This window comes from Pantoea sp. JGM49, from assembly GCF_018257655.1.
Taxonomy (GTDB): Bacteria; Pseudomonadota; Gammaproteobacteria; order Enterobacterales; family Enterobacteriaceae; genus Pantoea; species Pantoea communis.
Genome location: NZ_JAERJM010000001.1, coordinates 553,034 through 565,876, shown reverse-complemented (window position 1 = coordinate 565,876; position 12,843 = coordinate 553,034). Strand labels below are relative to the sequence as shown.

Below are 12,843 nucleotides of genomic sequence, written 5' to 3'. Positions count from 1 at the left end.
GACTTCCAGTAAACAGGCGGATTTAACCCAAATACTAAGGCTTAGCGGTCTCGGCTAAGAAGGTCTGCAGTTTTTTATTATAAAACTTTGCTTGCATCATAGTGCCATGACCGCTGGTTTCAGCACTGGCCGGAATGAGCAGTAACTCCGCTTTCTTTATCTTGGGCAATTCACTCTGCAAAATGCCGGTTTCAACCGGATTACGTTCATCATCTGCTGAATTAATGATCAGCATGGGTGCGGTAATACGGCTCAATCCAGGCATGGCATTATAATTTGCCGACGAACCCCAGATATAAATGAAGTCGTTGGCATCCGCGGTGACAGGCGCAGCAAGACGTGCATCCACCAGTTTATCCGCCAGTGCGCGCGTCGGAGCTTTATGTTGATAAGCTAGCGTACCGCCGGTGGTGGCAATACTGAACATGATATTGGCGGTTTTAAGCGTAGGGGGTTGCTGCTGATAGTTGCCTTCAGCCCAGGCAGGATCGCCTTTGATCGATTCAATCAGCATGCGGCGAAGCATCCAGTTGCGGCCCGATAACTCATTCGGCTGCGACGCCATCGGGACCAGTGCATCCATCATGCCGGGATATTTTTCACCCCACAGCCACGTCTGCATCCCGCCCATGGAATAGCCCATCACCAGGCGTAAATGCGAAATGCCCAAACCTTCTTTAATCAGCCGATATTGTGCTGTCACCATATCGTCGTAATCGTAATGCGGGAAGGCCATTCTCAAGCCATCAGAAGGTTTGGATGATTTTCCTGAACCAATGCCTTCCGGGATGATAATAAAATACTTGCTGGCATCCAGCGCCTGTCCCGGGCCAAATAACTCCCCGGCAAATCCCGGTGCCAGTAAGGCACTCAGAGGTTGATTGGTTCCGTGCAGTAATAATACCGCTGGTTTATTCTTATCACCTAAAGTAATGTAGTGAATGCGCACATCTTTTAATTTTTCACCGCTATTAAAGCTAAATTCTTTTGCGATCCAGTCAGCTTCTGTCGGCGTGGGTAATGAACTGGCTGCGTGCGTTAAGGGTGATACAGTTAACAGAATGGCACTGGCCACTCCTGATATCATGCGATTAAACATAAAAGTCGCTCTTAAGTGATGATATTCCCTGGAAGGCTGATATTAGTTTTAATAGAGATAAATCCCAATTAATATCAACGGGGTTCAAGGAAAAGCAGACAATAATCTTCTTTTTTGAGTTTTAACGAGACGATTTTTATGCGGTTTTTCTTATGCTAATACATCCGCATGCCATGATGATGTTTAACATTTCTGTATTAATTCTCTTATTTCATCTGTCTCATCGTATTCCCTCTCATTTGTTTTCACTATCAGCGCTTATTAGCACACCCAAATCCTTCCTCTGCCACACCGGAATCTTCCTGAAGTAAAATCTGTGCACTACAAGCGTGCGGCGCTGCACTTAAATGGTGCGCAGTTCGTGTTGTCATTACGCTTATTTCCTCAGGCATCTCATACCTGACACGCTTTTTATCCCCATGCAATCGGTTGCTTATTTTCGCAACCGATTGCGCATTCGATTGCGGTTCCAAAGGGACATGAAATTGAATGTGTGGTTTTTAAGTTGTTGATATATAGCGATATTTTTATAAATCCTCATTGGCATAGCGTTTGCAATAAACCTTGAAGGCAACTCATTGCACTTTTACTTATCAAGGAACCGTTATGCCTTACGCCTCTGAAACGCTACTGCGCGCCAGCTTTTTTGATTTCACCGCACTGGCTTCTCAGCCCGATGATATCGCTGCGCATGCGCGCTACCTCGAAGACGGCTTGCTAACGTTGCGCGCGGGCAAGGTGGTGTCACTTGAAAGCTGGGAGATTGCAGAAGGGCGCGTTGATGCTGCCACGGTGATTGACCTGCGCGGCAAGCTGATCGTGCCGGGCTTTGTGGATACACATATTCACTATCCGCAAACGGAGATGATTGGCGCATTTGGCGAACAGTTGCTGGAGTGGCTAAACCAATATACTTTTCCGGTTGAGAGCCAATATCACTGCCCGGATCACGCGGCACAGATGTCGGCCTTCTTCCTGCAGCAACTGTTATCCAATGGCACCACCACGGCGCTGGTGTTTGGCACGGTGCACAAACAATCGGTCGATGCGCTGTTTCATGCCGCGCAACAGCTGGATATGCGTCTGATTGCCGGAAAGGTGATGATGGACCGCAACGCCCCCGCGTATCTGACAGAAACGCCGGAAGAGAGCTATCAGGATTCACGTGAACTGATTGAACGCTGGCATCAGCGTGGTCGTCTGAGCTATGCCTTGACGCCACGTTTCGCGCCCACCTCCTCGCCAGAACTGCTGGAGAAAGTCCGTCAACTGCGCAGCGAGTTCCCGGATACCTGGCTGCACACCCATCTGAGCGAAAATCAGCAGGAGATCGCCTGGGTCAAATCGCTGTTCCCGGAGCGGGACGGCTATCTCGATGTTTACCACCATCATCAGCTCACCGGAAAGCGCAGCGTCTTTGCACACTGTCTGCATCTGGAAGAGAACGAGTGGCAATGCCTGCACGACACCGATTCTTCTATCGCATTTTGTCCGACGTCGAACCTGTTTCTTGGCAGTGGCCTGTTCAATATTAAACGCTGCTGGCAGCAGGGCGTGCGCATGGGCATCGGCACCGATGTCGGCGCAGGCACCACCTTTAATATGCTGCAAACGCTGGGTGAAGCGTACAAAGTTGGGCAGTTGCAGCAGTACAAACTCAGCGCCTGCGAAGCCTTTTACCACGCGACGCTGGGCGGTGCGCATGCACTGGACATCGACGATAAAATTGGCAACTTCAATCCCGGTAAAGAAGCGGATTTCGTGGTGATCGACCCGGCGGTTTCGCCGCTGCAAAAGCTGCGTAGCGGTAATAGCAAAGATATCTGGGAGCGCTTGTTTGTGATGATAACGCTGGGAGACGATCGCAACATTGCGCAAACCTGGGTTAGCGGCAAACCGGTGTGGCAGCGCGATCGAGAAGAGGCAACGGTATGATCCAGTTTCTGCTGAATAATCGGTTGGTCACCGAAACGGCCTTAGACCCGAATCTGACCGTGCTTAACTACCTGCGTAGCCATCAACAGCGGCGGGGAACCAAAGAGGGCTGCGCATCAGGTGACTGCGGTGCCTGTACGGTGACGCTGGGAAAAGTGGTGGCGGGGCGAATGCAGTATCAGGCCATCAACAGTTGCCTGACGCTGGTTAGCAGCCTGCAAGGCAAACAGCTGATCACCGTGGAAGATTTGAAACAGGGCCGTGAACTGCACAGCGTGCAGCAGGCGATGGTGGATTGCCACGGCTCGCAATGCGGCTACTGTACGCCGGGCTTTGTCATGTCGCTGTTCACTTTGCAGAAAAATACACAGGGCTGGAATCCGCAGCAGGCTGAACAAGCGCTGGCAGGCAATCTGTGTCGCTGCACGGGCTACCGGCCAATTATGGCCGCCGCACAGCAAGCTTGTGAGCAACCCGCAGAAGATAATTTTACGGCGGATGAGTCGGCACTGGTTCAGCGCTTACAGGCGTTGGATAACCGGGAAGTACAAATTCTCGAAGCCAACGGCAGTCGCTGTTTCGTCCCGAAAACACTGGCACAGCTCGCGGCACTGTATCAGCAGTATCCTGAAGCGCAACTGTTGGCCGGCGGCACCGATCTCACATTGAAAATGACTCAGCAGTATCAACGTTTACCGCTGCTAATTGCGCTGGAACAGATTGAGGCGTTAAGCGTTTGTTCTGAAGATAAAGAGGATATTCATCTGGGCGCTGCTGCACCGCTTCACCATTGCTACCATTTCCTGGCAGCGAGAATTCCTGCATTCAGTGCCACATTAGAGCGCTTTGCATCATTACAGATCCGCAATCAGGGTACGCTCGGCGGCAATATCGGCAATGCTTCACCGATCGGTGATTGTGCGCCCATGTTGCTGGCACTCAATGCGCGATTGGTGTTGCAGCAGGGAGAAAGCCTACGTGAAGTGCCGCTGGACCAGTTCTTCACTGGCTACAGGCAAACCGTGTTGCAGCCAGGGGAATTCATTCACTCAATAGTGATACCGAAAGTGACGGTGTCACCTAATTTCGTGGCATGGAAAGTGGCAAAACGTCTGGATGATGATATTTCGGCGGTGTTTATCGCCATCAACATTCATCTTAAAGAAGGCGTGGTGGTGCAGGCACGACTGGCCTTTGGCGGCATGGCCGCAACGCCCAAACGGGCAACCGCAGCCGAGGCCGCGCTTAATGGTCAGCCACTGAATCAAGCTTCCATTGAGCAAGCCTGCGCGGCGCTCAGCCAGGATTTCCAGCCGTTAAGCGATTTTCGCGCCAGCGCCGACTACCGCTTGCAGGTCGCGCGCAATCTATTGCGTCGTTACTACGCGCAAACCTGTGGCGAACTGACCCTCACCGAGGTGGCGCGCTATGTCTCATAACCGACCCGAACTCAGCGAAACGCTGTTAAAAAGCCAGTTTGCCAGCGACATAAAAACCGGTGTGGGCCGCAGTCAGAAGCATGAAAGCGCCGATAAACACGTCACGGGTGAAGCGATTTATATAGATGATCGGCCGGATCTGCCTGGTCTACTGCATTTGTGCCCACGTCTGAGTGAGCATGCGCATGCGCGGATCACACATATCGATGTGCAGCCTTGCTATGCCGTGCCCGGCGTGGTGAGCGTGCTAACCTGGCGCGATGTGCCGGGTCTGAATGATGTGGGTCCGTTAGAGCCGGGCGATCCGTTACTGGCAATGGATATCGTGGAATATCTGGGGCAGATCGTGATTGCGGTGGCAGCGGATTCACCCGAAGCCGCGCGCGCCGGTGCTGCCGCCGCCATCATCGAATATCAGCCACTGCCGGCGATCCTGGATGTGCGTGAAGCCCTGGAACAGCGTCACTTTGTGCAGCAGCCGCACGTCCATCAACGGGGTAATGCTGAAGCGGCACTGGCGCGTGCGCCGCATCGTATTCAGGGTGAATTTCATATAGGCGGTCAGGAGCACTTCTATCTGGAAACCCAGACCGCGTTAGTGATCCCAGGTGAAGACGACAGCCTGCAGGTTTTCTCATCGACGCAGAACCCGACGGAAGTGCAGAAGCTGGTGGCCGAAGTGATGGATATCACCATGAACAAAGTCACCATTGATATGCGCCGGATGGGCGGCGGGTTTGGCGGTAAAGAGACGCAGGCTGCGAGTGTGGCCTGCTTGTGTGCGATTGCCGCGCGCCAGACGCTGCATCCGGTAAAAATGCGTCTGGCGCGACGCGATGATATGCGTATCACCGGTAAGCGCCATCCCTTCTTTGTGCGTTACGATGTGGGCTTTGATGATGAAGGTCGTTTCTGTGGTGTCAAAATCGATTTGGCGGGAAACTGCGGGTATTCCCTCGATCTGAGCGGATCAATTGTCGATCGTGCGATGTTCCACGCCGATAACGCCTATTACCTCGGCGATGCGCTGATCACCGGTTATCGCTGCCGCACGCACACCGCGTCTAACACCGCCTATCGCGGTTTTGGCGGGCCTCAGGGCATGGTGGCGATTGAGCAGATCATGGACCATATCGCCCGCGAGCGCGGTTTGGACCCGCTCGAACTGCGTAAGCGAAACTATTACGGCAAGCAAGATCGCAACATCACCCATTACCATCAGCAGGTGGAGGATAATCTGCTGATGGAGATAACGGAACAGCTGGAAGCCAGCAGCGATTACGCCACGCGTCGCGCGGACATCACAGCGTTTAACGCCAGTCATCGTTATATGAAACGCGGTCTGGCCTTAACGCCGGTGAAGTTTGGCATCTCCTTTACCTCCAGCTTCCTCAATCAGGCCGGTGCCTTAATTTTGATCTACACCGATGGCACGGTGCAGCTCAATCACGGTGGCACCGAAATGGGTCAGGGACTGAATACCAAGGTGGCGCAGATTGTCGCGGAAGTGCTGCAAATCGATATCAGCCAGATTCAGGTCACGGCGACCGACACCGGAAAAGTGCCGAACACCTCACCCACGGCGGCCTCCAGCGGGGCCGATCTTAACGGCAAAGCGGCGCAGAATGCCGCGCAGATATTGCGCGATCGCATGACGGAAATGCTGTGTCAGCAGCATCACTGCACGGTCGACGCCATCTCCTTTAGCAATGGCATTGTGCGCGTTGGCGAGTTGCACTTTACTTTTGCGCAGGTGGCGCAGCAGGCGTGGCTGAATCAGGTGCCGTTATCCGCCACCGGATTTTACAAAGTGCCCGGCATCCATTACGACCGCAATGCCGGACGCGGCAAACCCTTTTATTACTTCGCTTATGGCGCGGCGTGCTGCGAAGTGCTGGTGGATACCTTAACCGGTGAATATCGTTTGCTGCGCGCGGATATCCTGCATGACGTTGGCGCCTCGCTCAATCCGGCGCTGGATATTGGGCAAGTGGAGGGCGGTTTCGTGCAGGGCATGGGCTGGTTAACCTGCGAAGAGCTGGTGTGGAACGATCAGGGCAAGCTGCTAACAGACGGCCCGGCGAGTTACAAAATCCCCGCCATCAGCGATGTCCCACATGATTTGCGCGTCACGCTGGTAGAGAACCGTAAAAATCCGCAGGACACGGTATTCCATTCGAAAGCCGTGGGTGAGCCGCCGTTTATGCTGGGCATTGCGGTGTGGTGTGCGTTACAGGATGCCGTAGCCAGCGTGGGTAACTACCGCCGCCATCCGCAACTGGATGCACCCGCCACGCCGGAGCGCGTTTTCTGGGGCGTTCAGCGCCTCTCAGGAGCGGATGATGATTTATCATGACTGGATCGCCGTACTGCACAGTTTACGTGAGAAACGTGAGAGCTGCGTTTTAGTCACCGTGCTGAGCCAGCGCGGATCGGTCCCGCGCGATCGCGGCAGTAAAATGGTGGTCAGCGCCAGCGATACTTATCTCACCATCGGCGGCGGTCATCTGGAATATCAGTGCATTGCGCTGGCGCGCGAGATGCTGGAGCAGCGTTGCCAGCAGCCGCGCAGCGAAGAGTTTGCGCTGGCTGCGCGCCTCGGCCAGTGCTGCGGCGGGCATGCCACGCTGCTGTTTGAACCGCTAATGCAGCAGCAACCTGAAATCCAGCTTTACGGCGCAGGCCACGTCGGTCAGGCGCTGGTAAACCTGCTGGCAACGTTACCCTGTCACATTACCTGGATTGATAGCCGCGCCGCCCAGTTTCGCTATGTGCCACCGGGTGTCACGGTGCGTCAGGTAGAGGACCCGATCGATTGCGTCAAAGAGGCCGCGCCCGACAGCTACTTCATTGTGATGACCCACGACCATCCGCTCGATTTGGCGCTAAGCGAAGCCATTTTGCGGCGCGGTGATTTTCGCTATGCCGGCGTTATTGGTTCGGCTACCAAAGCGCAGCGCTTTCGCTATCGGCTGGAAGGCAAAGGGATCGCTGCGGATGCAGTGGCGCGGCTGCGCTGTCCGCTTGGCCTGCCGGATGTGAAAGGCAAACTGCCAGCGGAAATCGCCGTGGCGGTAGCGGGTGAAATCATCAGTGTGTATCAGCGCCAGCAGAGCGGTTGTTGAGTGACGTTGAAACTGCCAGGATAGAAGCATCCCGCCGCACCGGTTGCGGCGTTGCTGATTATCAGGAGCGATAATGACTTCACGAGCCAATCCGTTTTTCACCGTCAGTGCATTGCCCTATCAAACTCCGCCTTTTGACCTGATTCAGGAAGCCGATTTTCTTCCGGCGCTTGAAGCGGGTATTGAAGAGAAGCGTCAGGAAATTGCCGCCATCGCCACTAATCCTGAACCGGCTACTTTTGCCAACACCTATGAAGCTCTGGAGCGCAGTGGACAGTTGTTAAACCGCGTCAATCTGGTATTTGGTGCCATGACGTCAGCCAACACCAGTGATGTGTTGCAGGAAGTTGATGAGCTAATCACGCCTAAACTCACGGCGCTAAATGATGAAATCCATCTCAACAGCCAGCTGTTTGCCCGTCTCGATAACGTTTACCAGCATCGCGGCTCTGCCTGTCCGGATGCGGAATCGATGCGTTTGGTGGAAGTGAGCTGGCAGCATTTCCAGCTGGCTGGGGCCAGCCTGAGCGACGCAGATAAAGAGCGGCTGCGTGCCTGCAATCAGGAACTCGCCACGTTGAGTACCCGTTTTGGCAATAAGCTGCTGGCGGCGACCAAAGCGGGCGCGTATACGGTGAGCAGCGCAGCGGCGCTGGCGGGATTGAGTGAAGAAGAGTTAGCGCATGCCAAAGCCGCAGCGGAGGCGCGTGGATTGCACGGCGAATGGCTGCTGCCGTTACAGAACACCACGCAACAGCCTGCGTTGCAGTCACTGGAAGTGCGCGCCACGCGTGAGGCGCTGTTCAACCAGGCACTCACGCGCAGCGAACAGGGCGACGACAACGACACGCGCGCGATTGTGTTACGTATGGCGCAGCTGCGTGCAGAGCAGGCGAAGCTGTTGGGTTTCAAGACTTATGCGGAATGGAGCATGCAGGATCAGATGGCGAAAACGCCGGATGCTGCCTTTGCGTTTATGCGAAATATCGTCCCGGCGGCGCGGGCACGCGCTGAACGAGAAGCGTCAGACATCCAGCAGATCATTGAACAACAGCACCACACTTTCCCGCTGCGTGCCTGGGACTGGAATTTCTACGCTGAACAAGTGAGAAAAGCCAAATACGCTCTGGATGAGAGCCAAATTCGCCCGTACTTTGAGCTGAATAATGTATTGGAAAAAGGCGTGTTCTGGTCTGCCAGCCAACTGTTTGGCATCCGCTTCCAGCAGCGTCACGATCTGCCGGTGTATCATCCGGACGTCAACGTTTATGAAATCTTTGATGCTGACGATACGCCGCTGGCGCTGTTCTATACCGACCTATACAAGCGGGATAACAAAAGCGGCGGCGCCTGGATGAGCAACTTTGTTGACCAGAGCACGTTGCTGGGCACCAAGCCGGTGATCTACAACGTCTGCAACTACACCAAACCGCAGGCGGGACAACCCGCGTTACTCAGCTGGGATGAGGTGATTACCCTTTTCCACGAATTCGGTCATGCGCTGCACGGTCTGTTTGCCACCCAACGTTATCCAAGCCTGTCCGGTACCGCTACGCCACGCGATTTCGTCGAGTTTCCTTCGCAGATTAACGAGCACTGGGCCAGCGATGAAAAGGTGTTTGCCAACTATGCCCGTCATTATCAGAGCGGTGAGGCGATGCCCGTGGAACTGCGCGAGAAGATGGTGCGCGCATCTAAGTTCAACAAGGGCTACGACATGACCGAACTGCTGGCGGCGGCTTTGCTGGATCTGCAATGGCATTCGCTGACCACGCATGACAACCCGCAGGATGTCAGTCACTTTGAATTACAGGCGCTGGCGGCGGAAAACATCGCGTTAACCACGGTGCCGCCACGTTATCGCTCCACCTACTTCCGTCATATCTGGGGCGGCGGTTACGCGGCTGGTTATTACGCCTATATCTGGACGCAAATGTTAGCCGATGATGGTTATCAGGCTTTCGTTGAACGTGGTGGGTTGAGTCGTGAGAATGGTCAGCAATTCCGCGATCATATCCTTTCACGCGGTAACAGTAGCGATCTGCAACATCTGTGGCTGGCATGGCGTGGAAAAGCACCGGAGATTGGTCCGATGCTGAAGAATCGCGGTTTAGAAGAGGCGTGATAAGCAGGGCGCACGGCGTGCGCCCTGGCATTAACCCAACGGGCCACCTTCAATGGTGTCGCACATGCCGGCCAGCACTCGCTCGCCGGTTTCGTTTTTCAAATCGGCGTACCACGCAGCGGTGATTTCGGCATCTTTGGCATGCGTCACGTCGCAGCGTTTACGTGCTTTCAACACCAAATCTTTGGTGCGTTCCACGCGGCGCGCCTCGTAGCGCTGCAATCCATCTTCGATACCCAGCGAATGCGAGGCCAGCGTCTGCGCCAGCACCACCGCATCTTCCATCGCGGCGCAACCGCCCTGGCCGATATCTGGCGTGGTGCTGTGGGCGGCATCGCCGAGCAAGGCCACACGACCTTTGACGAAACGGCTAAAGGGTTCGATATCGTGGATTTCGACCCGGTTGGTGGTGTCGGGATTAATGCTGTCGATCAGGCGCTGCACCGGATCGGCCCAGCCGGTAAAGTAATTCTTCAGATCCTGGCGCAGGGTGGAACGATCTTCTGCTAAGCCTTTGGGCAAAGGTACGTCGAAGAAGAAGTAAAAGCGGTTGCAGCTCACTGGCATCAGGGAGACGCGCTTGCCTTCACCGACAAAGGTTGTCCACTGATCGGCTGGGGCGATGCTTTCATCTATGGTCACTAAGCCGTTCCAGTTAACGTAACCGGCGTAGCGTCGTTCTACATTTTCACCTAGCACATAGTGGCGGATCACGGAATGCGTACCGTCGGCGGCGACCAGGAAATCGCCTTCAGCCTGACTACCATCATCAAACCAGGCGGTGACGCCGGTGGTGCTTTGCTCGACGTGGGTCACGCGTTTACCGAACTGAATGCGTGAGCGACCATAGGTATCGATCAGCATCCCCTGTAACTCGGCGCGAGCGACCGGATAAGGGTATTCGCCCACCTGCTGCACCAGGGGTGACAGGCTAAAGCGGGTCAGGGTGCTGCCACTGTGCGCATCGTTATAGGCCATAAACGCCATATTGCCGCCCAGTGCCTGCAGTTGCTGTTTCATGCCAAGTGCGTTCAGGCACTTTACGCCGTTGGGCCAGATCGAGATCGCCGCACCGACTGGCTTCATCTCTTTGACCGCTTCAAAAACGGCAGTCTCGAAACCCGCTCTCTCCAGCGCAATCGCCGCGCTCATGCCGCCAATGCCCGCTCCAATCACAATCGCTTTCATCACTGTCTCCTTTGTCTACCTGATTAACCCTGCAACTTTCGTACCATCAGGTTTGTTGTGAACTATTTCTTCGTAAGGAATTGATTATTAATGGGTGTTTTTAATGGTCTGATGCGTGCATTGCACCGTTAGTGCGCAACGCTTTGCACAACAAGAGGGCGGTGAAAGCAGGGCTTGAATCAAATGTTCCAATATGGCGTTTGGCAGAGAAGAGGCCATACTGTTTAGAACCTTTTCGCGAGGAATTTCCCATGAAGTGGATAATGGTGTTGATGATGCTGTTCAGTGCGGGTGCAATGGCGCAAACCCAGTGGCAACCGGAAAGAAAAGCGCCCGTGGTGCAACTGACGCCGGTGGCGGCCAAATGCGATCTCTCGTCCTGCCAGCAAAACTGTTATGTACAGCAATCGCAATGCAAAAATGACAACGGCGGCGGCTGTGGATCGCTCGCACAAATTTGCGTACAAAACTGTTCGAACGAGTGCCGATGAATGAAATAAATCTGTCATAACAGGGTGCTAGCGTGTTTCCCCGGCAAGGTAATATTCTGATAACAGGGGAAAATAATGAAAACCCGCTACACACTGATTGCAACGGTTTTACTGCTCGCTCAACAGGCCCATGCGACAACACTGCCGCAGGCGGCCGCACTGGCTGCACAAACGTCTACCGGTTCAACCCCAGGCTATACGCAGCTGGAGCAACAGTCGTTGCAGGCTCAGCGCACCTGGCTGCAAGGCGACAGTGCGTCACTGAAACGTGAGCAACTGGAAAAAGCCAAACAGACCAGCACGCAGGCAGACAAAGCCTGGCTGAAAAGCAGTGGCTATGATTTCAACGTGAAGCAAAATCAGCAGGCTGGCATCGCGCTGTTATCAGGTTTCAGCACATTGCCAGACAGCGTATTGACGGCTAACCGCGCCACCGTGACTGATATCAACCTGAATGCCACGCAGAACGTGCGTCATCAGGCGTTGCAGGATGCGGAAGCGATCGGCTCGCTGTATTTCCTGTCTGATGCCATGGGACCGCGTCTGGGTAAAGCCTTCATCGCGGCTTATGACAAAGGCGAACTGAGCAAAGCTGCTGCGCTGATTAAGGCCAGTGAAGTCAGCACCAGCGCTGCCAAAAAACACTTTAACTATCCGCGCCCGTTCCTGCATGAAGGCAATACCATCCATCTGGTACCCGATGATGTGGTGGTGAAAGACAATGTGCGCTATACCGCGGACGGCGGATCGTTCCCCAGCGGGCACACCAATACCGGTTATACCGATGCGCTGCTGATGGCCGAAATGGTGCCGGAACGCTTTGAGGCACTGGTGACACGCGGTGCGCGTTATGGATATTCGCGTCTGGTGTTAGGCGTGCACTATCCGCTGGACGTGATGGGTTCACGTATGGTGGCAGAGCGCAACGTGGCGACTTATCTCAACGATGCACGCTATCAGGTGCTGTTCAAAGAGGCGCGCGATCAACTGCGTGCCGCGCTGGAGAAGGAGTGTGGTACTTCGCTAGCTGAATGCGCACGCACAACCGGCAAGGACGATCCTTACCGCGCGCCGGATATGAAGCAATTCTATCGTTTCACGCTGAGCTACAATCTGCCAAAAGCCAATGTGAAAAATACGCCGATTCAGGTGCCGCAGGGCGCAGAGATCCTGCTGAAAACGGCGCTGCCGCACCTGTCTGACGCGCAGATTCGTCGCCTGATGGTGAAAACCGCCTTGCCAAACGGTTATCCGTTGTCGGGTAATGCTGAGCAATCCTTCTGGCAGCGCGTCGATCTCACCGCCGCGTACAGCATGGCGAAGTGATCCTGACGCGGGCACTAACGTCGTCAATACGTCGGTGCCCGCAACTCACGGATTTGCGTTCTTGTTATGGTGATCAAACGCAAAGAGCGTAGAAAGGATTAACGCTGACTGCGGC

9 protein-coding genes are annotated in these 12,843 nt (G+C 54.6%); 7 read left to right on the top strand and 2 right to left on the bottom strand.

Annotation, left to right across the window (positions count from 1 at the left end):
- Positions 1 to 34 precede the first annotated feature (34 nt).
- Complete coding sequence (locus JK231_RS02775) at positions 35 to 1,099, bottom strand: alpha/beta fold hydrolase (RefSeq protein WP_160832949.1); 1,065 nt, start codon at positions 1,097 to 1,099, stop codon at positions 35 to 37.
- A 606-nt stretch (positions 1,100 to 1,705) separates the two neighbouring features.
- Here JK231_RS02775 and guaD point away from each other — a divergent pair.
- From guaD to dcp, 5 genes are all read left to right on the top strand, one after another.
- The gene (gene guaD / locus JK231_RS02770) at positions 1,706 to 3,034 is read left to right on the top strand and encodes a guanine deaminase (protein WP_211727941.1); all 1,329 of its coding nucleotides are present in this window, start codon (positions 1,706 to 1,708) and stop codon (positions 3,032 to 3,034) included.
- Entirely contained in the window at positions 3,031 to 4,473 is a 1,443-nt protein-coding gene (gene xdhA / locus JK231_RS02765; protein ID WP_211727940.1) for a xanthine dehydrogenase small subunit, read from the top strand. The genes guaD and xdhA overlap by 4 nt, the downstream gene beginning before the upstream one ends.
- A complete protein-coding gene (gene xdhB, locus JK231_RS02760; protein WP_211727939.1) occupies positions 4,463 to 6,829 on the top strand; it encodes a xanthine dehydrogenase molybdopterin binding subunit in 2,367 nt (788 codons plus the stop codon). Before xdhA ends, xdhB begins: the two co-directional genes overlap by 11 nt.
- Positions 6,816 to 7,598, top strand: coding sequence for a xanthine dehydrogenase accessory protein XdhC (gene xdhC, locus JK231_RS02755; protein WP_211727985.1), 783 nt, complete (start codon positions 6,816 to 6,818; stop codon positions 7,596 to 7,598). The genes xdhB and xdhC overlap by 14 nt, the downstream gene beginning before the upstream one ends.
- A 73-nt stretch (positions 7,599 to 7,671) precedes the next feature.
- The gene (gene dcp / locus JK231_RS02750) at positions 7,672 to 9,723 is read left to right on the top strand and encodes a peptidyl-dipeptidase Dcp (protein WP_211727938.1); all 2,052 of its coding nucleotides are present in this window, start codon (positions 7,672 to 7,674) and stop codon (positions 9,721 to 9,723) included.
- Positions 9,724 to 9,753: 30 nt separating this feature from the next.
- Here dcp and hpxO read toward each other — a convergent pair whose 3' ends face one another.
- Entirely contained in the window at positions 9,754 to 10,911 is a 1,158-nt protein-coding gene (gene hpxO / locus JK231_RS02745; RefSeq protein WP_211727937.1) for an FAD-dependent urate hydroxylase HpxO, read from the bottom strand.
- A gap of 251 nt (positions 10,912 to 11,162) precedes the next feature.
- Here hpxO and JK231_RS02740 point away from each other — a divergent pair, with 251 nt between their 5' ends.
- Positions 11,163 to 11,402 (top strand): hypothetical protein, encoded by a 240-nt coding sequence (locus JK231_RS02740; protein WP_058960503.1) that lies wholly within the window; start codon positions 11,163 to 11,165, stop codon positions 11,400 to 11,402.
- A 75-nt stretch (positions 11,403 to 11,477) separates the two neighbouring features.
- Positions 11,478 to 12,728: a phosphatase PAP2 family protein gene (locus tag JK231_RS02735; protein ID WP_097117107.1), complete on the top strand. Its 1,251-nt coding sequence runs from the start codon at positions 11,478 to 11,480 to the stop codon at positions 12,726 to 12,728.
- The last annotated feature ends 115 nt before the right edge of the window (positions 12,729 to 12,843 follow it).

What these genes read in the sequence shown, in the direction of transcription:
- JK231_RS02775 (WP_160832949.1), bottom strand. Translation starts at nt 1,099, where the DNA reads ATGTTTAATCGCATGATATCAGGAGTGGCCAGTGCCATTCTGTTAACT.
- guaD (WP_211727941.1), top strand. Translation starts at nt 1,706, where the DNA reads ATGCCTTACGCCTCTGAAACGCTACTGCGCGCCAGCTTTTTTGATTTC.
- xdhA (WP_211727940.1), top strand. Translation starts at nt 3,031, where the DNA reads ATGATCCAGTTTCTGCTGAATAATCGGTTGGTCACCGAAACGGCCTTA.
- xdhB (WP_211727939.1), top strand. Translation starts at nt 4,463, where the DNA reads ATGTCTCATAACCGACCCGAACTCAGCGAAACGCTGTTAAAAAGCCAG.
- xdhC (WP_211727985.1), top strand. Translation starts at nt 6,816, where the DNA reads ATGATTTATCATGACTGGATCGCCGTACTGCACAGTTTACGTGAGAAA.
- dcp (WP_211727938.1), top strand. Translation starts at nt 7,672, where the DNA reads ATGACTTCACGAGCCAATCCGTTTTTCACCGTCAGTGCATTGCCCTAT.
- hpxO (WP_211727937.1), bottom strand. Translation starts at nt 10,911, where the DNA reads ATGAAAGCGATTGTGATTGGAGCGGGCATTGGCGGCATGAGCGCGGCG.
- JK231_RS02740 (WP_058960503.1), top strand. Translation starts at nt 11,163, where the DNA reads ATGAAGTGGATAATGGTGTTGATGATGCTGTTCAGTGCGGGTGCAATG.
- JK231_RS02735 (WP_097117107.1), top strand. Translation starts at nt 11,478, where the DNA reads ATGAAAACCCGCTACACACTGATTGCAACGGTTTTACTGCTCGCTCAA.